27 protein-coding genes are annotated in these 25,608 nt (G+C 36.4%); 24 read left to right on the forward strand and 3 right to left on the reverse strand.

Annotation, left to right across the window (positions count from 1 at the left end; translation table 11 throughout):
* Window positions 1–18 precede the first annotated feature (18 nt).
* Window positions 19–3,540 (reverse strand): discoidin domain-containing protein, encoded by a 3,522-nt coding sequence (locus tag DCC35_RS17970; protein WP_175402866.1) that lies wholly within the window; start codon window positions 3,538–3,540, stop codon window positions 19–21.
* A gap of 638 nt (window positions 3,541–4,178) precedes the next feature.
* On the opposite strand from DCC35_RS17970, the gene gcvT reads away from it, so the two are divergent.
* Both gcvT and DCC35_RS17980 read left to right on the forward strand, forming a co-directional pair.
* The gene (gene gcvT, locus DCC35_RS17975; protein WP_137092106.1) at window positions 4,179–5,270 is read left to right on the forward strand and encodes a glycine cleavage system aminomethyltransferase GcvT; all 1,092 of its coding nucleotides are present in this window, start codon (window positions 4,179–4,181) and stop codon (window positions 5,268–5,270) included.
* A 3-nt stretch (window positions 5,271–5,273) separates the two neighbouring features.
* On the forward strand, window positions 5,274–5,981 hold the full coding sequence (locus DCC35_RS17980) for a 2-phosphosulfolactate phosphatase (RefSeq protein ID WP_137092107.1): 708 nt from the start codon (window positions 5,274–5,276) through the stop codon (window positions 5,979–5,981).
* 150 nt (window positions 5,982–6,131) lie between these two features.
* Here DCC35_RS17980 and DCC35_RS17985 read toward each other — a convergent pair whose 3' ends face one another.
* A complete protein-coding gene (locus tag DCC35_RS17985; RefSeq protein ID WP_137092108.1) occupies window positions 6,132–6,494 on the reverse strand; it encodes a single-stranded DNA-binding protein in 363 nt (120 codons plus the stop codon).
* A 250-nt stretch (window positions 6,495–6,744) separates the two neighbouring features.
* Between DCC35_RS17985 and DCC35_RS17990 the strand changes: the two genes are divergently transcribed.
* From DCC35_RS17990 to DCC35_RS18080, 20 genes are all read left to right on the forward strand, one after another.
* Complete coding sequence (locus DCC35_RS17990; protein WP_137092109.1) at window positions 6,745–7,329, forward strand: PhnA domain-containing protein; 585 nt, start codon at window positions 6,745–6,747, stop codon at window positions 7,327–7,329.
* Between the two features lie 112 nt (window positions 7,330–7,441).
* Complete coding sequence (locus DCC35_RS17995; RefSeq protein WP_137092110.1) at window positions 7,442–8,140, forward strand: hypothetical protein; 699 nt, start codon at window positions 7,442–7,444, stop codon at window positions 8,138–8,140.
* A gap of 130 nt (window positions 8,141–8,270) precedes the next feature.
* Window positions 8,271–9,128: a universal stress protein gene (locus tag DCC35_RS18000; protein WP_137092111.1), complete on the forward strand. Its 858-nt coding sequence runs from the start codon at window positions 8,271–8,273 to the stop codon at window positions 9,126–9,128.
* 7 nt (window positions 9,129–9,135) lie between these two features.
* On the forward strand, window positions 9,136–11,436 hold the full coding sequence (mbhE, locus tag DCC35_RS18005; protein ID WP_137092112.1) for a hydrogen gas-evolving membrane-bound hydrogenase subunit E: 2,301 nt from the start codon (window positions 9,136–9,138) through the stop codon (window positions 11,434–11,436).
* A 43-nt stretch (window positions 11,437–11,479) separates the two neighbouring features.
* Window positions 11,480–11,839 (forward strand): MnhB domain-containing protein, encoded by a 360-nt coding sequence (locus DCC35_RS18010; protein WP_246070261.1) that lies wholly within the window; start codon window positions 11,480–11,482, stop codon window positions 11,837–11,839.
* 5 nt (window positions 11,840–11,844) lie between these two features.
* Entirely contained in the window at window positions 11,845–12,192 is a 348-nt protein-coding gene (locus DCC35_RS18015; protein WP_137092114.1) for an NADH-quinone oxidoreductase subunit K, read from the forward strand.
* 6 nt (window positions 12,193–12,198) lie between these two features.
* The gene (locus DCC35_RS21625; protein WP_262710355.1) at window positions 12,199–13,047 is read left to right on the forward strand and encodes a proton-conducting transporter transmembrane domain-containing protein; all 849 of its coding nucleotides are present in this window, start codon (window positions 12,199–12,201) and stop codon (window positions 13,045–13,047) included.
* Window positions 13,035–13,718, forward strand: a complete 684-nt coding sequence (locus DCC35_RS21630; protein WP_262710394.1) for a proton-conducting transporter transmembrane domain-containing protein — start codon at window positions 13,035–13,037, stop codon at window positions 13,716–13,718. The genes DCC35_RS21625 and DCC35_RS21630 overlap by 13 nt, the downstream gene beginning before the upstream one ends.
* 1 nt (window position 13,719) lies before the next feature.
* The gene (locus DCC35_RS18025) at window positions 13,720–14,223 is read left to right on the forward strand and encodes a Na+/H+ antiporter subunit E (RefSeq protein WP_217495882.1); all 504 of its coding nucleotides are present in this window, start codon (window positions 13,720–13,722) and stop codon (window positions 14,221–14,223) included.
* Complete coding sequence (locus DCC35_RS18030; RefSeq protein ID WP_137092115.1) at window positions 14,220–14,507, forward strand: monovalent cation/H+ antiporter complex subunit F; 288 nt, start codon at window positions 14,220–14,222, stop codon at window positions 14,505–14,507. Before DCC35_RS18025 ends, DCC35_RS18030 begins: the two co-directional genes overlap by 4 nt.
* A complete protein-coding gene (mnhG, locus tag DCC35_RS18035; protein ID WP_137092116.1) occupies window positions 14,500–14,853 on the forward strand; it encodes a monovalent cation/H(+) antiporter subunit G in 354 nt (117 codons plus the stop codon). Before DCC35_RS18030 ends, mnhG begins: the two co-directional genes overlap by 8 nt.
* Before the next feature lie 54 nt (window positions 14,854–14,907).
* Window positions 14,908–15,573, forward strand: a complete 666-nt coding sequence (locus DCC35_RS18040; RefSeq protein ID WP_137092117.1) for a metallophosphoesterase family protein — start codon at window positions 14,908–14,910, stop codon at window positions 15,571–15,573.
* Between the two features lie 103 nt (window positions 15,574–15,676).
* Window positions 15,677–16,033 (forward strand): thioredoxin, encoded by a 357-nt coding sequence (gene trxA / locus DCC35_RS18045; protein WP_137092118.1) that lies wholly within the window; start codon window positions 15,677–15,679, stop codon window positions 16,031–16,033.
* Window positions 16,034–16,243: 210 nt separating this feature from the next.
* Window positions 16,244–18,217 carry a DUF2075 domain-containing protein gene (locus tag DCC35_RS18050; protein WP_137092119.1) on the forward strand — a complete coding sequence of 658 codons (1,974 nt, stop codon included), beginning with the start codon at window positions 16,244–16,246 and terminating at the stop codon, window positions 18,215–18,217.
* 111 nt (window positions 18,218–18,328) lie between these two features.
* Complete coding sequence (locus DCC35_RS18055; protein ID WP_137092120.1) at window positions 18,329–18,814, forward strand: hypothetical protein; 486 nt, start codon at window positions 18,329–18,331, stop codon at window positions 18,812–18,814.
* A 39-nt stretch (window positions 18,815–18,853) separates the two neighbouring features.
* Window positions 18,854–19,447: a hypothetical protein gene (locus tag DCC35_RS18060; RefSeq protein ID WP_137092121.1), complete on the forward strand. Its 594-nt coding sequence runs from the start codon at window positions 18,854–18,856 to the stop codon at window positions 19,445–19,447.
* Between the two features lie 22 nt (window positions 19,448–19,469).
* On the forward strand, window positions 19,470–19,997 hold the full coding sequence (locus DCC35_RS18065; RefSeq protein ID WP_137092122.1) for a TPM domain-containing protein: 528 nt from the start codon (window positions 19,470–19,472) through the stop codon (window positions 19,995–19,997).
* A 367-nt stretch (window positions 19,998–20,364) separates the two neighbouring features.
* Window positions 20,365–20,574, forward strand: coding sequence for a type II toxin-antitoxin system Y4mF family antitoxin (locus DCC35_RS18070; RefSeq protein ID WP_137092123.1), 210 nt, complete (start codon window positions 20,365–20,367; stop codon window positions 20,572–20,574).
* Window positions 20,571–20,906 carry a HipA N-terminal domain-containing protein gene (locus DCC35_RS18075; RefSeq protein ID WP_137092124.1) on the forward strand — a complete coding sequence of 112 codons (336 nt, stop codon included), beginning with the start codon at window positions 20,571–20,573 and terminating at the stop codon, window positions 20,904–20,906. Before DCC35_RS18070 ends, DCC35_RS18075 begins: the two co-directional genes overlap by 4 nt.
* Window positions 20,896–21,843: a HipA domain-containing protein gene (locus DCC35_RS18080; protein ID WP_137092125.1), complete on the forward strand. Its 948-nt coding sequence runs from the start codon at window positions 20,896–20,898 to the stop codon at window positions 21,841–21,843. The genes DCC35_RS18075 and DCC35_RS18080 overlap by 11 nt, the downstream gene beginning before the upstream one ends.
* 212 nt (window positions 21,844–22,055) lie before the next feature.
* On the opposite strand, the gene DCC35_RS18085 is transcribed toward DCC35_RS18080, so the two are convergent.
* On the reverse strand, window positions 22,056–23,108 hold the full coding sequence (locus DCC35_RS18085) for a flavin monoamine oxidase family protein (RefSeq protein ID WP_137092126.1): 1,053 nt from the start codon (window positions 23,106–23,108) through the stop codon (window positions 22,056–22,058).
* A gap of 300 nt (window positions 23,109–23,408) precedes the next feature.
* On the opposite strand from DCC35_RS18085, the gene DCC35_RS18090 reads away from it, so the two are divergent.
* Both DCC35_RS18090 and DCC35_RS18095 read left to right on the forward strand, forming a co-directional pair.
* Window positions 23,409–24,083, forward strand: a complete 675-nt coding sequence (locus DCC35_RS18090; RefSeq protein WP_137092127.1) for a hypothetical protein — start codon at window positions 23,409–23,411, stop codon at window positions 24,081–24,083.
* A 34-nt stretch (window positions 24,084–24,117) separates the two neighbouring features.
* Window positions 24,118–25,374, forward strand: a complete 1,257-nt coding sequence (locus DCC35_RS18095) for a hypothetical protein (RefSeq protein WP_137092128.1) — start codon at window positions 24,118–24,120, stop codon at window positions 25,372–25,374.
* The last annotated feature ends 234 nt before the right edge of the window (window positions 25,375–25,608 follow it).

Consider the following 25,608-nt stretch of genomic DNA (forward strand, 5'->3'; position numbering starts at 1 on the left):
ACTATGTAATTATATTGACTATTCCTTAACCAGTTTTATACTACTGGTATCCCCGTTTTCACTTACCAATTTTAATATGTAAACTCCAACCGGAAGTGCAGATAAATTATAGGGAAGATCAACGGGATCAAATCCTAGCTCAATTTCACTACTAAAATACAAATTAAAATTACTATCGTACAATTTTAACGTGTATTTTTCCTGCCTTTCCGTGCTTAATTTCAATTTTAAACTTTGAATGATCGGGTTCGGGTATGCAAACACGCTTGTAGATATTGATTCGTTTGTGCTTTCCTGATCTGAACAGCTACCATAAACCTGAAATTCGTGAATTGAAAATCCATACTCAGTATTTCTTTCGAATCCCCACAAACGTATAGCATCTGTCTGAATATTGCCTTCAAATTTAAGTTGTTCTGTTCCTCCATTTGCGTTCATATTCTGATAAAACACATTCCATTTACCAGTCTTATCTCTGTATTGCAATTCATAAGAACTGGCAGCACTGTAATTCCAGTCAATATTAATCCCGAGTATTTTGTATACTTCGTTCAACTCAATATAATACCACTGATTATCTTTAAAATGGCTGGACCATCGGGAATTAAAGTTTCCATCATTCGCTTTGCTGGCCTGGAAGACCGGATTCTCCCAGCTGGAACCATAAGAAGGTTTGTTTAGAGCTAGATTAATAGTTGGATCTATATTACAATCTCCTGGTTTAACAAAGCCGGTTCGTTCCAGAGTAAGATTGTTGAATTGATAATAAACAGTAAAGACACCTGGTGATAAAGCGGTTAATATTCCGTTTTCATCGACAAATACATTTTCACCATCTATACTCCACTCTCCATCAGGCATTTCAATCACCGTAAAGTCACTTCTGTAGATGTAGGCTTCCAATGCTAACTTTTCACCTACTTCCATATATAGTGAATAGGGAATTATATTTCCCCCAGCAGGTAATACCGGCTGATTCACACAACTACCATAGATTTCTAATTCTTTAATAGAATATCCATATGTTGTAAATGGTACTCGACAAACAATCTTAAGATATCTTACAGATATACTTTTAAATAATAATAAGTTATAAACCGCTTCATTATTCAGTGAGCTATAAATGAGTCCCCAATCATCTTGTTCATTTATCTTAGAATAAATGGCATAACTCCTGGCCCTTGCGTAATCCCAATAAATTTTCATTTCATCTAACCCCACTACATTCTGCAAGTCTAATAAAATTTCAGCCTGATCTTCAGAAGTGGACCATCGAGAGTGGGGATTCCCATCAATCATTCGATCTGCCTGCCACCAGGAAGCAGCACTTGAACTCGTGTTTATATTACTGGAAATACTTAAGTTTTGATTAGTGAAAGAGCATGCATTAAATTGTGCATTTGAGTAAATAGTTGTTCTTGCTACATTTTTCAATGTATCATTTCCAATAATTTCATCTAAAAAAACTTTAGTATACTGAACACCGGGTATTGCTCTCCAATTAGCTTGTAATTCATTAATAATATTACTTTCTGCAGCTGAGTGAACTAATTCACCCGTTTGTATCAAAAGTGGATATCTGTCTTTAAAAATGTATATCTTTTGATTATTGAATGGTGCTATGGAATTAATATTCCTGTAAATATAATTTTCCCCATCCATGCTTTCCAATCCAACCGTTTTACGTATACCTGGAGTATTATCAAAGTCTCCTTCTTTTTCGATTAAAAGGTCACCATTTTTTAAAATCAACAGCTTGCAAGAAAACAAAGCATCATCAAAACGCGATTTGAAATTATGAAAATACAACGCAGCAATTCTCTCACCCTGTATTAAGACTTCATCGTAAAATATACCTGATAATTCATCTTCCTTATTAAACCTTATTTCTCCAACGAAAGGGACGATTAGACCATTAGGTTCACCAACGTCGCCGGGTTCAAAATCATACGGAGGATAATATTGAGAAGAAGGGGGTAGGTATCTGGCTAAATATCCATACTCACTTAAAGCCATATCTTTGAGATACGTTTCCCCATCAAAAAAACTAAACTTGAAAGTACTATCAGGCCTATTGTTATAAGCTAAAATATCTCCAAATCGAGCCACTCCACCTCCAAGAGGTGTATAAAAACCAGGAAATGAAAGTTTATTTTCTGGTTTGATAATATCTGGAAACTTAAAGTTATAAGAAATGATTTCCCAGTTACCATTTTGCTTATCCAGAGTAATATCTTCATACTCAAAAGAAGCATAGATACTATTATTAGAAACAAACTTATCCTTATCTATCAAATCATAACTGGATGGTGCAGTTTTAATAATAAAATCCCTTTCTTTAGTATCTGAATTAATAATCTTTACATCAATTGAGCTAAGATCATTACTTCCAACTGTCCAGGTAGCAATGGGGTCAGATTCTAATTTAACTTTGTTAGATAACACGGTTGCAAATATGGGAACCTTGTATAATTCCTCATTACTTTTAGAAATTATAACATTGGTATTATACTGACCTTCACTTAAATTTATTCTTGGATAAAAATCAATTGTTACTTCTTCATTCGGTTCAAGTGTTATTTGATCTATTTCCGGAACTAAAATGTTAGTAGGCTCATATTTAAAAGTTCTTGATAAATCAGTAAAAGTAACAGTTTCCTCATATGGACATTCTGGACCGACAATATTAATCATATGCGTTGATTTACCATCAAGAGATTCCATTCCGGTAAATAAACCTACTGCATTACATGGTGGGTAATATTCTAACAATTTATAATTAAAAGAAATGTCTCCGTTACTCTCGATCTTTATTTGATAAATTGAACGGTTATTTCGTGATATCCAGGTTCTGAAATTAAATTGAAGAATAACAAAGTTTTCATATTCTTTATAAAATACAATCTCAATCTCAGGAACGACTGATAGAATGGGAAATATAGCTCCATTGAGTACTGGATCATCAAAGGGATAACTATAAGAAAAAAAGTCACCATCAGCCTCTGGAAAATATCCAATTCCACCCTGAGCACCGATTGAAAAATTTTTCAAATTAACTTCTTCTCCAAAAAATGGAAAAACAAATTGCGAATCCTGCCCTTTGGTTAGTAAATCCTTAATTTTTGTTGTTGGTGGATCTGCTGTAGGATATCCCGGACTCCATAAAATATATTCTTCTTTTTCTATGTCATACCATTCAAATTGAGAAACTCCAGTATCTAATAACACATAATCAGTATTTTGTATCAAAACACCATATAGTTCATGAATAAAATCGGATTGTGATTCATTATTAAGTACTTCAATATGGTAAACAGATGTTTCTCCTGAGACATTCTTTAACTTCAAAGAGTAAGCTGAAGTAGAATTATTGCCTTCTCTCCAAACCACTTCGTTTCCGGAGCTTTGAACCTGTATCTGATCATCTTGAAAGGCATAAATCTGGTAGGTATTACCAGATAATAAACAAACGAATAGTAGTGCTACATCATATAATAAAGTTATATGGGATTTTAGTTTGTGGGTAGATAATGTTTTCATGAAAAGGGGCATGTAAATTCATAAATTCCTGATTTTTAATTAACAATATGATTCCCTGAAAAACAGGTAGATGAACGCTCTTTAACTACCTATAAATTAATCATTTACTATAATTATTCCAATACTTCATTGTACTTTAATTGTAAATTTAAATTAGACTAAATAAAAAAACCGCCTGTTACCACATCAGGCGGTCAGCTTCTCAGCCATCATGAAAATTAAACCTATACCACACCACAGTTTAATTATCTTTATAACATCAAACAGATATTTTTGTTTCCAAAAAAAGAAAAATATTTGAAGCATTTTAAGAAAAAGGAAAAACAATCGGCGGTACCTTAAAAATAAGGTACCATATATTCAGAAAAACAACTGAGTTGAATGGGATCAATCCGAATATGCCGATATGAATCTCTTTCAATAAATTAAGTATTTGATTACTTGCTTATTGAGATAAATATTTTCGGAATGAAAGATAGTGTTGACACTAAAGTCCGACAATTATTTATCAAAACCAAAATTCCCAGTTTATTAAATCATTAATTATGTTAATAAATCATCACTTAATATATAATTCCCTAAACGAGATTTAAGCTTTTTTACTACCTTTGTGCCGATTTTCAATAAACATAAACGACATGGAGCTCAAAAAAATTGCATTAAACGATGTTCATGAAAAATTAGGGGCTAAAATGATGCCTTTTGCCGGTTATAATATGCCTGTGAGATATTCATCAGACATCGAAGAACATAAAACAGTTCGCGAAGGTGTTGGTGTATTTGACGTTTCTCACATGGGCGAATTTTGGGTTGAAGGGCCTAAAGCTATCGAATTGATACAGAAGGTATCTTCAAACGACGCTTCTAAACTGGTCGACGGTCAGGCACAATACAGCTGTCTGCCGAATGAAGATGGAGGAATTGTTGATGACCTGATCATCTACCGATTTAATCAAGAAAAATACCTTCTCGTAGTTAATGCAAGCAATATTGAAAAAGATTTTGCTCACATACAGAAATATAACGAGTCGATCGGGGCTGACTTAAAAGATGTTTCTGACGATTATTCTCTTTTTGCAGTACAAGGACCAAAAGCGGTAGAAGTACTTCAAAAGCTTACTGAAATTGACCTTTCGGCAATCAAGTTCTATCACTTTACTGTAGGTAGTATTGGTGGAGCGAATGATGTGATCATTTCCGGAACCGGGTATACAGGATCAGGTGGATTTGAGCTTTATGTAAAAAATGACCTGGCTCTTCCTCTTTGGGATGCAATTTTCAAAGCTGGTAAAGAAGCACATATCAAACCGATCGGCCTTGGAGCCAGGGATACTTTAAGACTGGAAAAAGGTTACTGCCTGTATGGTAACGACATCGATGAAACTACTTCTCCCCTTGAAGCAGGACTTGGATGGATCACCAAATTCACAAAAGACTTTGTGAACTCTGAAAATCTTAAAAAGCAAAAAGAAGAAGGTGTTGACAGAAAATTAGTTGGCTTTATTTTAGAAGAAAAAGGAATTCCGAGAAAAGATTACCCGATCGAAGATGCAGAAGGTAATGAGATCGGAATGGTAACTTCAGGATCACAATCTCCAATGCTTGAGAAAGGAATCGGCCTCGGGTATGTTAAGAAAGAATTCTCAGCTCCAGGAACTGAAATTTTCATTGCGATCAGAAAAAGAAAACTGAAAGCAAAGGTAGAAAAATTACCACTTTACAAAGGATAATTTATGAGTAAAACGATCGATGTTTGCCTTTCACCGGAACTACTTCACCTGTATTCTTTTGGGGAGAAGTTGGTAGTGGTTGTAGACATTCTAAGGGCTACTTCGTGTATGACAGCAGGAATCGCCAATGGTGTTGAAAGCATTACTCCAAAAGCAAACCTTGAAGAATGCCGTGCATTAAAGTCTGAAGGATATATCATTGCCGGAGAACGAAATGGCGAAAAGGTAGAAGATTTTGATCTTGGGAATTCTCCATTCGGATACATGAACGAAGATCTAAAGGGTAAAAAAGTAGCTGTAACCACTACTAACGGTACCGTAGCTATAAATAAAAGCCGGAATGCAAAAGAAGTGATCATTGGATCATTTTTGAATTTAAGTGCTGTAGCCGATCATTGTAAAAACAGTCCGCATAATGTGTTAATCTTATGTGCCGGATGGAAGGGTAGAGTAAACATGGAAGACTCGCTATTTGCCGGAGCATTAGTTGAGGCATTATCTGATACACATGAAAGTGCATGTGACCCTCCATTGATGACAGCAAAAATGTATGAGGCTGCAAAGCATGATCTGATCGGTTTTGTTGAAAAATCATCGCATGTAAACAGGTTGAAGCGAATTGGAATTGGTAAGGACATAGAATTTTGCCTGTCGATCGATAAATACTCTGAAATTCCGGTACTGAAAGGCGAAAAATTGATTAAATTATAGTAAGAAAGGTAATTAACCTAGATTAATAATCGCCGGGTAGCTTTTTAGCTATCCGGTTTTTTTTATTTTGAATCGTTTGATCAAATAAAATTTAAAACACGCCCCGATCAGAAGGCGTGTTTTTGGTTAAAGGGTGTCTATCAATTTAACCTAATCTAATTCTGCGACTGCTTCTTTTTTCGCATTATTGAGCATTAGCATATCCTGCGCTACTACCTCGGTAACAAATTTCTTATTGCCATTATTATCCTCATAAGATCGGTGAATCAACTTTCCATCGATAACTATTTCACGGCCTTTGGTTAAGTATTTACCTGCGATCTCAGCGAGCTTGTCCCAAAGCACGATGCGGTGCCATTGAGTATCGTTAATTCTTTCTCCTTTATTATTCAAATAGGATTCCGTTGTGGCAAGACTTAAAGTTGTCATCTTCTTGCCGGAGTTGAACTCCTTAATTTCAGGATCTGCACCTAGATTTCCAATTAATTGTACTCTGTTTCTTAGCGAATTCATAATAAATAAATGTTTTGGTTGAACATGAATTGTCGTTTGACAGTGATACAAAGGAAGGTCGAAAGATTTGAAATAAGAAAATACAAACGTCTACTAACCGGTTACTTTCGTTTACTAACGTTTACTAACGGATAATCTACTTTTAATCCCTCATATTATATCCTACCGGATTACCAGTTTTAGTTCCATTATTACTAACTTCATGACAACAAACTATAGTACAACTCCAATAATCAAATTAACCAGTATCATGGATTTAAAATTGGAACTATTAGAACGTAGCGGAAATAAATGTGAATTATGTGAAGGGAGTAACCCGGAGCATACCTTTTTAGTTCCACCCGATAACGAAGAAAATATTGATAAAGCGATCATATTATGCGACACTTGTTTTAAGCATATAAATGACCCCGCATCGGGAAAGATCAACCACTGGCGGAGCCTGGGTAATACCATGTGGAGTCCAACGCCAGCAGTTCAGGTTGTTGCCTGGCGAACGTTAAATAAACTCAAATCTGAAAACTGGGCGCAAGACCTTCTAAACATCATTTACCTGGATGAGCCAACGATGGCGTGGGCAAATAAAGATTCGGCAAAAGAAGAAGAAGATCAAACTAATGTCATTCACAAAGACAGTAACGGGGCTACCCTGGAGGCAGGAGATACAGTCGTTCTAACCAAAGACCTCAATGTTAGTGGTGCTGGATTTACTGCTAAACGAGGAACAGCTGTCAGGAACATATCTCTCGTCGATGATCATGCGGAGCAGATTGAAGGAAAAGTAAATGGTCAGCAGATCGTGATCCTTACTAAGTACGTAAAGAAATCAAAATAGCACCTCGAGATAAAATTGAGTTTCTGGAATTGACTTTCACGCCAGATTGTACAATATTTATAATTGATCATATATTTCAACAAAACATTAAGAATTAAATCAATCCTTTAAAGTGGCATTAAAAAAGCAAGATTGGAAAAATTATACAATCGAATTTTTATCCGTTTTTATCGCGGTAATCTCAGCATTCGCCTTAAATAACTGGAACGACAATCGTAGAGATAATAACGCTGAAGAAAAAATTTTAGCAGAAATCTTAAATGGACTGGAAAAAGACGCGGAGGATGTGAATGTGAATATAGACGGCCATAAACAAGGAATTAAAGCGTGCCAGTATTGGAGAAATATAGTAATGGATCAAGAGGTTAAAAAAGATTCATTGACAAGATATTATTTCATGATAACCCGTGACCTGATTTCCATACAAAACACTTCTGGTTATGAAACCCTTAAATCAAGAGGGTTTGAGCTGATCAAAAATGACTCTTTAAGAAGTGATATAATTTCCCTTTATGAATACGATTATCAGATGTTAAGAAAATTAGAGGAAGAATACCCGGAATCTCAACTTCATGCATCCTATTATGAAAACTTTAATAAATCTATCGCTCCCAATTTTGAATTTGATGAGGAAGGGAATTTAATTGACATCAAACTTCCTTTAGAGATTACAACAGCTGATCATAAAATTCTTTTATCCAACCTCTGGAGAATCGAAGTCAACCGAAGGTTTATTTTAGCAATCTATGAACAGGTTCAGCAAAACATCGATAATTTGGTGACCAGAATCAATTCGGAATTGGATAATTAAATTCCATTATTTCAAACTAAAAAGATTCCTTTTCCAGCTAGAATAAAACCTAAAAAATTAGGGCTTTTTGGCTTTTTGTTGTATATAATTAGAGAAAAGACCAATAATCAACAAAAAGTCATTCAGATCCATGAAAAATATTCTAGTCGGACTTGATTTAACTTCTACAGATGATTCCATCCTATCCTTTCTTGATGAAAACCAGGACATTCTCCTGAATAATAAAATCTATTTTATTCACGTCACTGAAAAAGTAGATTCCGGAAAACGAGAAGAAATTGAGCAAAAACTATCTGAGAGCATAGAAGGGTATGTTCCTAAAGACAAATTAGATTATGATCTACGGGTAGTCGAAGGTGATCCGGGTGATGAAATATTAAAATGGAGCCTTGAGAAGAAATCAGACCTGATGATCATCGGACACAAGAAAAAAGATGACCACCAGGTTAAACCGCATAAACTGGTCGAAAAAGCAGCCTGTTCGATAGCACTCATTCCGGAGAGGGATCACTACAAACTTAACAAGGTAGCAGTTGCAGTAGACTTTTCTGATAAGTCTTACCAGGCACTGAAAGAAGCAGAAGAGATCGCTACCTCAGCAAATGCAAAATTCATTGGTATTCATACTTACGAGGTTCCTTCAGGGTATCATTATTCGGGCAAGGATCACAAAGAGTTTTCCAAAGAAATGGAAGAAAATGCACGGGAAGATGCTGAAAAATTCCTTAAAGGCTCAGGAATAAAGGATATTGAGATGGTCTACATTTATGAAGAAGGTGATGACTCATCTAAAACCATCGCTGAGTATATTAAAGAAAACGAAATTGATCTTTTCGTGACCGGCTCTAAAGGAAGAACGGACGCTGCCTCGATAATAAAAGGAAGCGTAGCCAAGGACATCATCAAATCGATCGATAAGATCCCAACCGTTATTGTTAAGGATGAGGATAACAAAATGGATTTGCTAGATGCATTAAAAGAGATATAAAAGCCTAATGCTCATTTCAATTTTTCTAATTTTTTTAGCCAGTTTAATCACCTCATACTTTTATAAAAAGTTTGAAAGAGGAATACAGGTAATTCTCTCAGCATTAACGCTGGGAATAATAATTTACTACTGCACTTTTATCGCACCTGTTTCCGGTGGAGAAACCTTTACTTTTTACCATGCCTGGGTAGATTCACTCAACATCCATTTATCCTTTTACATCGATGGACTGAGTTTGTTTTTTACCTTGTTGATCAGCATTTTCGGGCTCCTGGTACTCTTGTATTCTTTCAAATACATGGAGGAATACAAACAAAGAAACCGATTTTTCGGATACCTCCTGTTTTTTATGGGATCAATGCTCGGGCTGGTACAATCTTCGAATCTCATAAGTCTTTTTATATTCTGGGAACTCACAAGCTTTAGTTCTTTTCTTTTAATTGGATTTAACGCCCATAAAGAGGAATCAAGAAGAGCTGCCAGGCAAGCGCTTCTCGTTACAGCAGGTGGCGGACTCGCCTTAATGGCAGGATTTATTTTCCTGGAAATCATTACGAATAGCGGTTTTAACCTTGTTGAAATACTCAATAGCTCAGATAAAATCGTTGATAGCAGCCTGGCTCCTGCAGCACTGGTACTCATTGCCATCGGTGCGATATCAAAATCGGCCCAGTTTCCACTTCATTTTTGGTTACCAAATGCGATGGCCGCACCAACACCGGTAAGCGCCTACCTGCACTCGGCTACCATGGTTAAAGCGGGTGTTTACCTGATCTTTCGCTTAAACCCGATCTTCCAGGATATTCCTCTATGGGGATATTTAATTGGCATAACCGGTGCGGTAACAATGACCTTTGGTGCTTTTAAAGCTTTTCAGGAGGATGATCTGAAAAGGATCCTGGCCTATACTACCATTAGTGCACTGGGAATATTCTTTATGATGACCGGTGCAGGAGGAAAAGAAGCCTTTAATGCCGTAATTCTTTACGTATTGGCTCATGCCCTATACAAAGGTGGATTGTTTCTCACCGCCGGAAGTATTGACCACCAGGCCGGAACCCGGAATGTCTCTCAGCTTTCGGACCTATCCAGGAAGATGCCCTATACTTCAATAGCATTAACGTTGTGTTTTGCTTCGATGGCAGGGATTATCCCATTTATCGGTTTTGTTGGTAAAGAATCACTCTATGAGGTGCTATATCATTCCAATGAACCATTAGCCACTGTTTACCTGGTCCTTCTGTTTATCGCCGGCGCATTATTCACAGCAATATCTATTGATGTAGTCTATAATGCTTTACTGGTAAAAGGAAAATTACACGATAAAAAGATATCAGAGGCTAAATTCCTAATGGTTCTGTCTCCCCTGGTTCTTGCAACAGGTGGTTTTATCATGGGTCTTATTCCCGGAGTTAGTGTCGAACCATTATTGAAATGGGCTTCCGTAAGCATTTACCCGGCTGATCCATCGATGAAATTGAAATTATGGCATGGATTCAACTTTGTGTTATTACTAAGTGTGCTTACAATCTTCACCGGGGTGGGAATATATTTCATTCGGAAAACGTTAATAAAATTCACCAAACCAGAATTGCTTAAAGCTGATTTCTGGTATGATAAAACCATTCAGGGCATTGGTACCTCCTCCAGGGTTCTCACCGATATCGTACAGAATGGCTATCTGAGAAACTATGTTTCCATGGTCATCATGACCTTTTCGATAATCATTATCCTTGTTCTTATCAAAGAGAACCTCCTCTTTTTACCGGCTTTGGAGGCCATTACCGAAGGGATGGAGATCTATGAAATAGTGATAATTTCCCTGATTACAATTGCAGTAATCATTCTTTTTAATACCAAATCACGGTTGATCGTTACAGCTACCTTTGGCATAATCGGGTACAGCATTGCCCTGGCCTATACTCTTTTTAGTGCGCCGGATGTAGCCATCACTCAATTCCTGGCAGAGACCCTGACGCTAATCCTGCTGATTCTGATCTTGCATAAGCTACCAGCTTATACACTCAAACGACTTAAGTCACATAGAAAATATTTACCGATAGCAGTAGTATTCGGGTCGATCATGACTTTTATATCCTATACGATGCTGAATTATGAAAAAGATTCTGATCTAAAGACCTTTTTCCTGGAAAAAAGTATCTCTGAGGGTAAGGGAGAAAATGCAGTGAATGTTATTCTGGTTGATTTCAGAGCACTCGATACCCTCGGTGAAATCACCGTGCTGACCATTACGATGATAGGGATTATTGCCCTGTTAAGAGTTCAATACAAGAAGCGAAAAATATGAGAACATTAATAGTAGCTACAATACTCAGGATTCTTGTCCCGCTATTTATTGCTTTTGCGATCTATATGTTTTTCAGGGGCATGATAAACCCGGTGGAGGATTTATCGCCGGACTGATCGCTGCGATACCATTCATGATTCATTCCATGGTTTTCGGATATGATTACACGACAAAAAATTTCAGAATAAATCCCAGGCTAATTGCCGGATTGGGACTCCTACTGGCATTTATTAGCGGAATGTTTGCCGTATTTAATTTCGAACCCTATATGACCCCGGTCTGGGTGGAAGAAAAATTACCATTTATCGGAAAATTGGGAAGTCCAATATTTTTCGATATCGGAGTTTTCTTTGTGGTTTTTGGTGTCGTACTGCAAATCACCTTTTTATTAACTGAAGAATAATCAATATGAACCTGATTATATCATTAATAGTGGGAATATTATTTACAGCCAGTGTCTACCTGATGTTTCAGAAAAGCTTTTTTAAGCTGATCATCGGGGTGATCCTTTTCGGTTATGCCACGATCTTTTTTCTTTTTACTGTGGGTGGCATTACCAAGGATTCTCCTCCGATCTTATCAGCCCAGCAAGCATCAGAAGGTATCGCTGACCCGTTACCCCAGGCACTGACCCTAACGGCCATCGTCATCAGTATTGGTGTGCAAATTTTTGTCATTGTTCTTTTAAAGAAAGTATATCAAAACTTAGGCACCGAAGATCTGGACGAATTAAACACAACTGATAAAATAGATTAATTTTTTATGTCAGATATCCCGACGATATTATTTCCCTTATGGATACTCATTGCAGGATTTGTGTTCTGCATACTGTTCTGGAATCTTTATAAAATTCAGATTGGGATTGCAATTACTGCTATCACATTGTTTTTTGTTTCCGCCATAGCCTTATTGGTAGACGTTTATAAAAACGGAATCCAGGTAGTACAGATCGGCGGTTGGCCGGCTCCTTATGGCATCACCCTGGTGGCAGATATGCTGGCCGCAATTATGGTGCTTATTTCAGCGATCATTGCCTTTGCAATTGCCTTCTATTCTACCCAGGAAATATCTAAAAGACGAAAGAAATTTGGTTTCTACCCCGTATTGATCGCAATGATGTTTGGTGTTTGCGGTTCTTTTCTTACCGGTGACATATTCAACCTTTATGTTTGGTTTGAGGTGATGCTGGTATCCTCTTTTGTATTGATCGTGCTGGGAAATAAAAAGGCACAACTCGAGGGCGCAGTTAAATATGTGATACTCAGTTTTATTTCATCAGGATTCTTATTGACCGGGGTGGGTATTTTATACCGATTAACCGGTGCCTTAAATATGGCCGAGCTGGCAACCATTATTCCCAATCATCCGGACAAAGGTCTGATCACGGTGGCCGGAGTATTCTTTTTTATGGGTTTTGGTATTAAAGCAGCGTTATTTCCGCTGTTTTCATGGTTGCCTGCCTCCTATCCGACTCCACCCATGTCGATTGCCGGACTAATGGCCGGGTTGCTTACCAAAGTGGGTGTATATGCGCTGATTCGCTTTTTACCCTACTTTATACTTATGATATTCCGCTTACCCATACCTTCTTGCTGGTGGTGTCCGGATTGACTATGTTTTTTGGAGTAATGGGAGCGATTGCACAAAACGACATTCGAAAAGTGCTGTCATTTCACATCGTCAGTCAGATCGGATATATGGTGATGGGACTGGCCCTGTTTACTCCACTGGCATTGGCGGGATCAATATTTTATATCATTCACCATATACTGGTAAAAACCAACCTGTTTTTAATCAGTGGAATTATAAAAGAGACCAACGGATATTATAAGCTCAAAAAGCTGGGCAGCGTGTATAATTTATTCCCGTTTGTGACCTTATTGTTTGTGATCTCTGCGTTTTCCCTTGCCGGAATTCCTCCCCTTTCAGGGTTTTGGGGTAAATTTATTCTGGCAAAAGCCGGTTTGGAACTGGAGCAATATTTCATCGTAGCGGTCTCCTTATTAGTGGGATTTCTGACATTATTTTCCATGTCAAAAATATGGCGATCAGTCTTCTGGTCTCCGGCCCCTGCTAAATATAAAAAAGAAATCAGGTACGACGGCAGGTCATTATTCAAGTCAAAATATGCGATGATCCTGTCTTCTGCTTTCCTGGCCGCCTTTACGCTTTTGCTTAGCTTTTTTCCCGATCTGCTCAGCACATTTTCACAAGAAGCTGCCGAGCAGTTGCTGAATCCTTCAATTTATGTTGATGCTGTGTTAAAAACGAATTATAAATAATATGTACATTATAATAAACCTCATACTTACTGCCCTGATGACCTGGTTTACACTCAGGATCTATCCGGAAATTCCTTCATCGGGGTTTATGGTTTTACTTGTTTTTATCATTTGGAATGTCGCTCTCTGGCTGATTTCCTTCTTTTACAACAAAAAAGCCTTTTATAAAACCCCGAAGATCGGTGCTCTGATACTCTTTTACTTTAAAGAACTTCTCATCGCATCCGGAAGGGTAGCCTATGAAGTGGTTACGCCTACCGACCACATGCGACCGGCTGTGGTGGCAATTCCACTGGAAGCAAAAACAGACCTGGAAATAACATTACTTGCCAATTTCATCACCTTAACACCCGGCACGTTGAGCATCGATGTTTCCAGGGATCGCAAGACTTTGTACATTCATGAATTGTATGTCAAATCGGGAGATAAAGAACGGCTGAGAAGACAAATAAAAGATGGATTTGAAAAGAAAATTTTAAAAATAACCAGGCGACATTATCAATGAGTTTTTTTCTACTATCAGCATATATAGCCATAGCAATTATCAGTGTAAGCATGATCTTAACACTGATACGGTTTATCCTGGGGCCCAGTTTACCAGACCGTGTCATCTCGCTGGATGTTTTTTCGGCAAACCTGCTGGCAATACTAGCCATTTATTCAGTGCTTGCTGAAGAAAAGACCTATTTAAACGTTGCATTGACCATGTCGCTCGTGGCCTTTGTGGGGACGATGACTTTTGCCTATTACCTGGTTCAGAAACGAGATAAAAATCGAGAAAATGAATGATATTTTAAGTTCCATATTTATCCTGATCGGTGCAGTATTTATGCTGATTTCAGCAATAGGAATGATCAGATTACCTGATTTTTATATACGGAACTCCGCCAGTACGAAGTCTGTAGTTCTGGGAGTATTTCTCATTCTTGTCGGGGTGGCATTTCACTATAACGACATAATGGTATTTATTGAAATCATTGCCATTATGTTTTTCATATTTCTTATTGCTCCCCTTGCCGCACATATTGTAGCGAGAGCCGCAGTAATAACAAAAGTAAAATTCTGGGAAAAGACCGACATCAAAGACCTCGAAGACTACGATAAACAGCGAACCCCGGAAGACGAAGAAATTTAAATTACCTGTCCGATACTACAGATTGACTAAAAACAATAACTAACCAGGAAAAACATGGCGACATATGCAATAGGAGATATACATGGCAGTCTGAAAGCACTAACCACCCTCTTTGATCAGAATACCATAAAAAAAGATGACCTGGTTGTTTTCCTGGGAGACTATATCGACCGGGGTCCGGATAGCAAAGGGGTGATTGACTGGCTGATCTCGAAGGATAAAGACTACAATTTTAAGTTCATCCTTGGAAACCACGAGATCATGATGCTCAATGCGATGGAAGGGCCTAAAATATTAAAAGACTGGCTTGAATCTGGTGGCAAAAGCACCTTGGAATCCTATAACATCAAAAACTATCAGAAATGGGTAAAGGAAATCGATAATTCACACTGGAAATTTCTCGAATCCTGCCTGCCTTATTACGAAAAAGGTGATCACATCTTTGTCCATGCCGGATTAGAACCGGGAAAGAAACCCAAAGAACAGGATGACTTCCACCTGTTCTGGAAAAAATACGAACAACCGGAAGAATACGACGCTTCAAAAACAGTGATTTGCGGACATACCTCCAGGAAAGACGGCGAAATCGCTGACTTTGGCCATACGATCTGCATCGACACCTTTGCACACGGTGGTGGATGGCTGACCTGTCTTAATGTCGAAACCAAGGAATATATCAAAACCAATAACAAAGGAAATGTTGACGAAGGACAGTTATAAATGAATTTGCATTTATTTAAGCAACTATTGAACATTTCCGATGTGATCATAGTTACATATACTAAGCTCTTTGAAGAGTAATTTTGTAAAAAACGATCATGTTATGGCGACGATAAATTTAACAACCGACAAATTCAAGGAAGAAATATTTGATTATACAACAGGCAAAGAATGGAATTACAAGGGAGATGTTCCTGCGATAATCGACTTTTATGCCGACTGGTGCGGACCGTGTAAAATGGTCGCCCCGATTTTAGAAGAACTCTCAGAAGAGTACGACGGCAAAGTAAATATTTACAAAGTCGATACGGAGGCCGAGGAAGAACTCTCAGCAGTATTTCAGATCCGAAGCATTCCGAGTATGCTATTCATTCCGAAGGAAAAACAGCCAATGATGCAGGCCGGAGCATTACCAAAAAACACCCTGGAAGAAATAATTAACAAAGAACTTATTGATTAAATGATATAACAAGAAAAAGTTGGAGTTAGGAGGAAGCGGTAACGCTTCCTTTTTTTATGGATTATTTTTTGATTCAATCATATTATTATCGCTAATTAGCAATAGTTAAAAGATTTGAAAATTAGAATAATTAATTGGTTACTATATTTCATTAATAAGAATTAATAAAGAAAAATACTTTCAAATTGAGCTGTAGAGAGCCTACCCCATATGAATAGAGCTTATTATTCAGATACAATAAACAATTTTCTAAATACTGATGATTCAAGTATTATTGGAGACCTTACAATTTCTCATAATCATTCGTTGGAGGACTTACAAAAAAATGCTTGGAGGCAACAAATATCAATTTTAAAATCAACCTTAAATAATTTATCTGGATTTGTATTCTTTGAATTTGCGATTCCGAGAATGGGGAAGCGAGTCGATAATGTAGTAATAATTAACGACTTAATTTTTGTAATTGAATTTAAGGTTGGTTCAACTACTTTTGATAATTATGCCATTGAACAAGTCATTGATTATTCTTTGGATTTAAAAAATTTCCATGAAGGTAGTCATCATAGAAAACTAATTCCAATTTTAGTAGCGACTAATGGTCCAAACTTAAAAACTGAATTCATAAAATTTGAGGATGATTTATATGAACCCTTATTAGCTACTGAAACTAATCTAAGAAAAACTATTGTAGAAGCTTTAATTAGATCAAATGGAAATCTAGTTAATGGCTTTGATTGGGCAGATTCTTTATACAAACCAACGCCTACAATCATTGAAGCCGCCCAGGCTTTATATAAAGGCCATAATGTAAAAGAAATTTCACGGTCTGATTCAGGTGCAAAAAACTTATCAATCACTGCTAATTGTATTTCTGACATTATCGATTATTCTAAAAATAATAGCAGAAAATCCATATGTTTTGTTACAGGTGTGCCAGGTGCCGGAAAAACTCTTGCTGGTCTTAATATCGCAAGTTTAAGAACTAAAATTGCTGAAGATGAACATGCTGTATTTCTATCTGGAAATGGTCCCCTTGTAGATGTCCTTAAGGAAGCCTTAGCTCGAGACAAAGTTTTAGAAGCAAAAGAATCTGGTGAAAGATTACTTAAGAAAAAAGCAGATTCTCAAGTGAAATCGTTTATTCAGAACATTCATCATTTTAGAGATGATGCATTAAGAACTAATGAACCTCCAATTGAAAAAGTTGCTGTTTTTGATGAGGCGCAAAGGGCTTGGACTAAAGAGCAAGCTTCAAAGTTTATGCAGCAGAAAAAAGGAAGAGCTAATTTTAATATGTCAGAACCTGAATTTTTGATTGAGGTTATGGATAGACATAAAGATTGGTGTACAATTATATGTTTAATTGGGGGCGGGCAAGAAATTAATACTGGCGAAGCTGGCTTAGAAGAATGGTTTAGAGCTTTTGAAAATAGATTTGATGAATGGGATTTATATTATTCATCAAAAATTGTTGAAGACAAAAATTATTTAAAAGACGATGTAGTCATAAACCAAATTGATAAGCTCAATACTCAATCTAAAGATGAATTACATCTTGCGGTATCTGTAAGATCATTTCGTGCTGAGAAACTCTCTGATTTAATACAATTAATCATTGATTTAGATATAAATAAAGCACAGAGTATTTATAGCTCACTCAAAAAGAACTATCCAATTGTCTTAACACGTGATTTTGAAAAAGCTAAAAATTGGTTAAAAAGCACTGCACGAGGAAGTGAGCGTTTTGGAGTTCTTGCTTCATCAGGCGCTTATAGATTAAGACCACACGGATTGAATGTCAAAGCAAAAATTAATGCTCCAGTATGGTTTTTAAATCCAAAAGATGATATTCGTTCCTCTTATTTTTTGGAAGAAGTTGCCACAGAGTTTGATATTCAAGGTTTAGAATTAGACTGGACGTGTATAGCTTGGGACATTGACTTCTATTTTAAAGATGGAAAATGGAATTACAAGAAATTTAAAGGCACCAAATGGCAAAATGTAAATAGTCCAATAATGATTGAGTATTTAATAAATGCCTATCGGGTTTTACTTACAAGGGCACGACAAGGAATGGTTTTATTTATACCTCATGGTGACCCAGAAGATGAAACTAGAAATCCAGATTTATACGATTCTACATTTGAACTATTAAAAGAGATAGGATTTGAAGAGCTAGAATAATTCCTTAATCAAATTCTATCAAGGGCATTTCGCTAGAACTAGATTAGTATTATACTTTTTATCTCAATGAAGATTTATAAGATTAAAAGATGACAGGTTAACCTCAATTCAATGAAAACAAACTTTATCCCATATTTATTAATTCTACTGTTTGTATTTGGTTGTAATTCCAAAGCTGAACACCAAAGTATTAAAAACCAGATCTTACTCAATGAAGACCGGAATAACCAATCATTAGCGCTCCTGAGAAGGACTGTACATGAATCTGGTAATCGTAAAAGAGACCCTCAAACACTATCTAAAGCTGAAAGTATATTTGAATTACGTAGTGAATTGAAGATTGATAAACTCAATTTGGATTTTCACAAAAAAAATAATTTCGAAAATGTATCAATCTATCTAGACACTATCTCTTCGAAATTAAATGCTAAAAAACCTCATAATTTAGAGCAAATTGAATTGGCGAATAATCTTTTGAGGTCTTCCAAAAAAGAAGAACATCAATTTTACCATTTGATGCTCCAGATATCATATTTAGAAACCCTAAGCATCAAACAATACTCCCTATTTTGTATAGGGGATTTGAAATATGATTAAATTGGCCAAAGCATTAATCGCCTTCCTCACATTAAATAAATGACACCAATATTAATCCTCATAGGCCTTATCATTGCTCTCAACTGCGTTCCGCTTCTGACAAAAAGGAGGTTTCCAAAAGCGGAGAAAGCGGTAATGCGGATATTGGTGGCTACGACTATTTTGTTTTTGATTTTTACAGTGTTCAGGTTTTTTGGTTATAACCTAAAGGGGAATTACACCTTTCAAGCAATCTCCTGGTCATTTTTAGTTTCGGCAATCTTGTTTTTCACTCTCCTCAAAAACACTAAAAAGAAATTATTGACAGTCCTCTTTCTCATTCCTTTAGTTGCCTGGGGTGTTATAACTTTTACAACCGACCGGGTGGTATATGAAGATAAATTTGACGATCAAAGAAATATAGTTGTTACTACCGGTGGATTTCTGGCCTGCGGGGAAAATATACATATCACACAGACTAAATTTGGCATATTTGACAAGGAAGTCCTTCATATCGACCACCTTTGCTTAACTGGAATAGATAAAATTGAAATCTCTTCTGACTCAAAACACCTTGATTTTTTAATCTATCACGATGGAGAACTAGATTCTGAAAACCCTTATAATTACACTCTTGATAGAGAGAAATATTAGAAATAAGATTTTCTAAACATATATGAATAACCTTAAACACATTTTACTTTTAACACTCCTTCTCATAGCAGGGTATAATGCCAAATCTCAGCATGATAATCAACAAACAAATCCGGATATACCAGAAATAAAGTCTTATGTTAATGATTATGCTGATATCTTAACCGAGAAAGAAGAAGGTCAGTTAACCGTACTTCTGAGGTCTTTGGAAGACTCTATTGGTTCTCAACTTGTTATTTTGTCTATAGATTCATTAAGTGGGCATACAATTAAAGAGTTTTCACTTCAAATAGCCTCCATAGCCAAAATTGGAAGAGCTAATTATGACGATGGTATTCTAATAACATTTGCCAGGTATGACAGACAGGTTCGCATCGAAGTAGGATATGGTCTTGAACAAATTATCCGGGATGAAATAGCCAAAAAGATAATTGATAGCACCATGATTCCTGAATTCCGAAATGGTGATTTCTATGCAGGATTAAGAAAAGGATCTGAAGAAATAATCCATTTGATTTGTAGCAATCCCGAATTAGTTGGGAAAAGGTAGGAGTCGGGTAAATAATTGTCTGAATCAGGATTTACAGGATTAAAGGATGATAGGATGGTGTATAATCCTGTTAATGTTTTTTAAATCCGGATCAATCGTGGTTCACCACCTGACATTAGTTCATTGTGTTTTACTTTCCACCATAGTTGTTAATAAACGGTTTAAAAAGGGCCTAGATTAGCGTTAATGTTTGATTTTGAGCTTTTATACCCCCCAACTCAAATTAGACTATATTGAAAAGCATATAAAAGAGTTTTAATGGATAATATTATATCTAATTGCATATAATTTCAATCATATAGACACTATTATATCTAATTACATATAATTTATGTATATTTACCTGAATTATATTTAATTACATATAATGCAGAATTTAGCAAAGTTTGTTAAAGAACGAAGAAAGGAAGTAAACCTGACTCAGGAAGAATTTGCTGAGCGGGCAGGAGTCGCACTCACTGTTATACGTAAAATCGAACAGGGTAAAACCAATCTGAATTTGGATAAGGTAAACCTGGTACTTCAGATGTTTGGACATGAACTAGCACCTGTAAATAGTAAAAATCTAAATGAATGAGACAGGGCAAAGTATTTTATAAAGATTATTTAGCTGGTATCATTACAGAAACGGATGATGGTGAATATGTATTTCAGTATGATGAAGAGTACGTAAAAGATCATCCAGATGAATTCATCACCTTTACAATGCCGGTAACAACAAAACCTTATACCGAAAAAAGACTTTTTCCATTTTTTGAAGGATTGATTCCAGAAGGATGGTTATTAGAAATTGCTTCAGAAAACTGGAAAATTAATAAAAATGACCGTATGGGATTACTACTTGCTTGTTGTCAAAATTGTATTGGTGCAGTGAGTGTCAAACCTATTGAAGAGGAAGATGGAAAATAGATGTTTATATTGTTACGAACCTATTAAAGACGAACATGACTTTCATGAGAAATGTTCCATGGTATTCTTTGGAACACCAACTCCTCCGGAAATTGAATATTCCATTAATCAAATGGATGAACTTGCTAAAAAAGTAGTTGAACGAAGTGTAGCTGTTCCTGGTGTTCAGGCAAAACTGTCAATGTCCATCGTCAAAGAAACCAAAGGAAAATCTGACACAAGGTTAACTGTGGTTGGGGCATTGGATGGACAATATATATTTAAACCCCCTTCTGACAAATTTCCCGAAATGCCAGAAAACGTACATGTAACCATGCGAATTGCAGAATCTTTTGGAATCCGGGTAGTCCTATCATCATTGTGTCGATTAGCATCAGGAGAACTTTCATATATAACGAAACGAGTTGATCGAACAGATACTGGTTCTAAGATTCACATGCTCGATATGTTTCAAATCACAGAGGCATTTGATAAATACAAAAGTTCTATGGAGAAAGTTGGAAAAGCACTAGGTCAATATTCAAGCAACACGTTACTTGACAAAACTTTTTACTTTGATCTGGCTATTTTTTCTTTTTTAACCGGGAATAACGATATGCACCTGAAAAACTTCTCAATGATCGAAGGTCCTTCAGGACGGGTGTTATCCCCTGCTTATGATTTGTTAAATGTCGGTATAATCTTCCCGGAAGACACAGAAGAACTTGCGCTGACACTGGTTAGAAAGAAAAAAAAGCTTAAGAAGGAACACTTTGAAAAATTGGGGAATGAACTTGGATTGACTCCTAAACAGGTCAAAGGAAGCTTTAATAGAATGATAAAAAATAAATCAAAAGCATTCGAATGGATCAACCGATCATTCCTTTCAAAGGAAATGAAAACAGCCTATAAAGAATTACTAGAAAAAAGGTATACCCAATTGGGACTACAAGAATAGCAACGGTCAAAATATAGTTCACAAATCAATCCTCATCCCTCGTTGTTTGAAGTTTTCCGCAGGACAACTTCAAATTTTTTCATGAAATGCAGAGTCTGAAAATCGGTCATTCTAAAACAAAATAATATCAATAATATTTGTTCCACCAGCGCAAGTTTAAACTTGTGCTTTTTTGTCTGAATCAGGATTTGTGGATTAATAGGTGATTCTCTTCAACCAGCAGCAAAATCCGCAGCCAGTTTACCAGCTATCACTGCTCCTTCCATGAAGCCTCCACTCTGAGGAGCGGTTTCTGTACAAGCAAACATCAGCCTATCATCGAAATAGCTTTTTTGATATAATCCGTGACCATATAAGTGTTTCGATGGCATGAGCTGATCTCCCTGCACAGCCGAATACGGATCAGAACTCCAGTTTTTCTCATAATACGCAGCATAGTCTCCGGCTTCCGGACCGAAAAGACCTTCCAACTGCCGTATGATCAATTTTTCTCTTTCAGATTTTGACAGGCTCACATATTGTTTATCGGGACTCACAAAGCCCTGAAGGGCATATCCATCATCATTTATATCTGTGTGATCGTGTAATTCAGTCATTGGTCCATCCTGACTAAATGCCATACCCGAGAATCCTTTTTCCTTCCAGAAAGGCTGATCATAGACAATGGCACTTTTGATATAACTGCTCATCCAGGTATAGGTAGAATGCATCAGCTTTTGAAGGTCACCAGGTAGTTCAGGATCAAAAGAAATATTTTCAACAATCAGCCGAGGCGGAAGGGTGACAATTACTTTCTTCCCATAATATTCATTTCCTTCCCGGTCTTTAATTAAAAGTGCCCCATCCTGATTGGTGATTGATCTAACATAGGTAGATAACCGGAACTGATCTTCATTAAGATGCTTACTCAACTGATCGGTAAGCTTTTCGGTACCTCCTCCAATTCGGTAACTGGGAGCCTGACCTTCGGGAGGAATAAAGGACTGCACCTGCCCATGCATCTCATACCTTGCAATGCCTTTATTGTATTGAGGGAAGACCGGGATTTCAATTTCTTTTAAAAGTGTTAACAATTCAGTGTGGTCTGCATGCACCCAGGTAGGCCCTAGTTCTATTGGAAGATTATTATGATTGAATGTATCAATTCTTCCTCCCCACCTGTTTTGTGCTTCGAGAACTAAAAAATTATTTATTCCTTTTTGTTTAAGCCTGTATGCAGCAATCAACCCTGTCAATCCACCCCCAACAATTATAATATCTTTCATAACTTATGATTTCTATTTACAGTACTGCAAATACAATGATTAAGTTTAATGTGATCAAAAAAATTTCACTTAATAACCGCCTCATTAAATTGAAAATAAAGCAATTATAGTTTGATCATAGATCTTTAATTGGCACAGGTTACAATTGCCTATTTAGCAGTATAAATATTCGATTACATTGAGATAAAAACGCTAATCAGATTTTTTTAACTATTGATTTTCCAGCATCCAGATCAACAAGTATCCAATTAAGTATATCCTGACTTCATTTTTTAGAATTCAAACTAATTACATTTTTTTATGAATACTTCTCCATCAATTCAACCCCATCAAAAAATTAAATACTTCACACAAACCAATGGTGATGAGTCAGAAGGTTCTGGCGGAATTCAGGTGGTTTTAATGATGATTGGTATTGGGGCACTTTTCTTTTTCTTTTCTATGGTTGATGGCATTGAAGACATTAAAGAATATGGCTGGCAGCTACTGATTATTTTTGGTATGCTATTCAGTATCCTATACCGCATGTTTAAAAAGAATACGCACTCAACAAATGCTACTATTTATCTAAAAGAAGAAGGCATCTCGATTGCAGACATCGGATTGATTCCTTTCAAGGATTTACGTCTTGACCTTTATTATGCTAAAGGAAGTTTTTGTCGATACCATTTATACGACACCAAAGGACAAATCGCATTTTACTCTATACTGGAAGATGATCTGTCGAAAACCTTAGAAGCTGAAGGAAAAATTAAGGTACAAGACAGAAAAGAACGCAGTGTGAAGCTGAAAAATTCTACTATTTACTATGGTTTCAATGAGGAAGCCACACTGATTTATGATCTTGATAACGGGGAATATACTTTTAAGGGAAAGGATGTGGATACTAAGTCTGTAAAGCCTTCACTATATGCCATAGATCCAAAATATAAACTAGAAGAAGCCAGTATTCCGCTAGACGCAATTCCTGCTTAAAAAAACGTATCCTGAATTTTTTAAACTAACACAAATGAATTCTTACTATCTACGGTTTGTATTCGGTATTATCGTCCTTATCGGCTGGACTTTGTATTGTTTTATTGTGGGACCTACACAAGGCGAAATTGATGAGAAATATGAAATTATCCGAGGTAAGGTTAGCGGTCCTTATCATCTTCTACGGATCAAAGGGAATTTAAGGGTGATAACTGAGGGTAGTAGTTTTAGAAGTTATGATTTCTTCTCTTCAATTTATGATGAAGAAGAAAAAGAAAATTTTTCTAAGCTTTGGAGGCATTACTATAATGGCATCTTTATCCAAGACACCGTTGCAACTTATGATTCAGCCTATTGGATCAGCGAAGTCGAAAAGATAAAAGCCGATACCGAAGTTGGAGATACATTATTCAGGGGAAAGCCCATAAGATTCATTATTAGTGATAAACCTGAAGTAGAGCAGTTTGTCACCTTCAAAATAGAAGGTCAGGATGGTTTGTTTGATCTAAGAGATTATCTATTCGATGTGGACTATAATCCATATTTCAAAACATTCAGGGAGAGTCAACCATCTTACAACCAGTATGTCAGCAAGGTGAAGGAATTGATAGAAGACAACCCTCAAATGGGTATTAAAGTATTGCGTTCTTCTTTAGCTGATAGCTCAGACTATCTTCCCCATCGGGTATACAGCGCATTCGACCATAAAGATGAACTTTTGCTGGAAGACGTCCGTGGATATGAATCCCGGGAAACCAGGCTGATCAAAGAAGATGGTATGTACACCGAAGAAGATAATAATGAGTTCATTGTCTGGTACGACCAGTTCAATTTTAAATTGTATACCGGATTAATCTTAATATGGATATTTATATCATTTATTAAAAGTCGCAATAAAAATAGCAGGAAACCAGTTTTTGGACTTGATTTTCAATACCATCCTGATGGAAGGTTTAGCTGGGAAATAACAGACAGAAACGAAGCGAATGCGTATGAACTGCCAATTAATCAATTGCAGGTGCACGTTTACATGAATGAGGATAATAAAGCCGATATCCTGGGGCTTGCTATCGAAGATACTTCGAGTGAAAACTTCTGGCATTTTTACGGAAAAGATTATCTAATCAATGAGTCTTTATTACAAAAACTGAAGGGATTACCTGGTGAGACTATAAAAGTCCATACTGTAGAAAGAGTTTTTGAATCGATAATAGAGGAGCGAAGCTGGAAGCAGGTATATACCCTTGAAAGTGGGGAGGAACACTCCTACACCTCGCAATATGAGCGGTAATAATAAATTATTTCATTAAATTCGGAGCCTCTTTCGGCTTTTATCTGAATTAGAATGGGTGATAGAATAATTAATATCCTGATATCTTTTTAATCCATTTCAATCCTAATTCACCTCATATTGTTAGTTCTTTAAACATTCACGTCCATTTCTAATGGTTTGCGAACATTTTGTGATGGATTAATTAAATAAACAGTTTGAAAATTCTCTGGATACAACTATTTTCAGTATTCA

The sequence above is a fragment of the Mangrovivirga cuniculi genome, assembly GCF_005166025.1.
Classification (GTDB): domain Bacteria; phylum Bacteroidota; class Bacteroidia; order Cytophagales; family Cyclobacteriaceae; genus Mangrovivirga; species Mangrovivirga cuniculi.

Bases quoted from the DNA above. Each gene is read 5' to 3' on its own strand.
- DCC35_RS17970 (WP_175402866.1), bottom strand. From the start codon at position 3,540: ATGAAAACATTATCTACCCACAAACTAAAATCCCATATAACTTTATTA.
- gcvT (WP_137092106.1), top strand. From the start codon at position 4,179: ATGGAGCTCAAAAAAATTGCATTAAACGATGTTCATGAAAAATTAGGG.
- DCC35_RS17980 (WP_137092107.1), top strand. From the start codon at position 5,274: ATGAGTAAAACGATCGATGTTTGCCTTTCACCGGAACTACTTCACCTG.
- DCC35_RS17985 (WP_137092108.1), bottom strand. From the start codon at position 6,494: ATGAATTCGCTAAGAAACAGAGTACAATTAATTGGAAATCTAGGTGCA.
- DCC35_RS17990 (WP_137092109.1), top strand. From the start codon at position 6,745: ATGGATTTAAAATTGGAACTATTAGAACGTAGCGGAAATAAATGTGAA.
- DCC35_RS18000 (WP_137092111.1), top strand. From the start codon at position 8,271: ATGAAAAATATTCTAGTCGGACTTGATTTAACTTCTACAGATGATTCC.
- mbhE (WP_137092112.1), top strand. From the start codon at position 9,136: ATGCTCATTTCAATTTTTCTAATTTTTTTAGCCAGTTTAATCACCTCA.
- DCC35_RS18015 (WP_137092114.1), top strand. From the start codon at position 11,845: ATGAACCTGATTATATCATTAATAGTGGGAATATTATTTACAGCCAGT.
- DCC35_RS21625 (WP_262710355.1), top strand. From the start codon at position 12,199: ATGTCAGATATCCCGACGATATTATTTCCCTTATGGATACTCATTGCA.
- DCC35_RS18025 (WP_217495882.1), top strand. From the start codon at position 13,720: ATGTACATTATAATAAACCTCATACTTACTGCCCTGATGACCTGGTTT.
- DCC35_RS18030 (WP_137092115.1), top strand. From the start codon at position 14,220: ATGAGTTTTTTTCTACTATCAGCATATATAGCCATAGCAATTATCAGT.
- mnhG (WP_137092116.1), top strand. From the start codon at position 14,500: ATGAATGATATTTTAAGTTCCATATTTATCCTGATCGGTGCAGTATTT.
- DCC35_RS18040 (WP_137092117.1), top strand. From the start codon at position 14,908: ATGGCGACATATGCAATAGGAGATATACATGGCAGTCTGAAAGCACTA.
- trxA (WP_137092118.1), top strand. From the start codon at position 15,677: ATGGCGACGATAAATTTAACAACCGACAAATTCAAGGAAGAAATATTT.
- DCC35_RS18050 (WP_137092119.1), top strand. From the start codon at position 16,244: ATGAATAGAGCTTATTATTCAGATACAATAAACAATTTTCTAAATACT.
- DCC35_RS18055 (WP_137092120.1), top strand. From the start codon at position 18,329: ATGAAAACAAACTTTATCCCATATTTATTAATTCTACTGTTTGTATTT.
- DCC35_RS18060 (WP_137092121.1), top strand. From the start codon at position 18,854: ATGACACCAATATTAATCCTCATAGGCCTTATCATTGCTCTCAACTGC.
- DCC35_RS18065 (WP_137092122.1), top strand. From the start codon at position 19,470: ATGAATAACCTTAAACACATTTTACTTTTAACACTCCTTCTCATAGCA.
- DCC35_RS18070 (WP_137092123.1), top strand. From the start codon at position 20,365: ATGCAGAATTTAGCAAAGTTTGTTAAAGAACGAAGAAAGGAAGTAAAC.
- DCC35_RS18075 (WP_137092124.1), top strand. From the start codon at position 20,571: ATGAGACAGGGCAAAGTATTTTATAAAGATTATTTAGCTGGTATCATT.
- DCC35_RS18080 (WP_137092125.1), top strand. From the start codon at position 20,896: ATGGAAAATAGATGTTTATATTGTTACGAACCTATTAAAGACGAACAT.
- DCC35_RS18085 (WP_137092126.1), bottom strand. From the start codon at position 23,108: ATGAAAGATATTATAATTGTTGGGGGTGGATTGACAGGGTTGATTGCT.
- DCC35_RS18090 (WP_137092127.1), top strand. From the start codon at position 23,409: ATGAATACTTCTCCATCAATTCAACCCCATCAAAAAATTAAATACTTC.
- DCC35_RS18095 (WP_137092128.1), top strand. From the start codon at position 24,118: ATGAATTCTTACTATCTACGGTTTGTATTCGGTATTATCGTCCTTATC.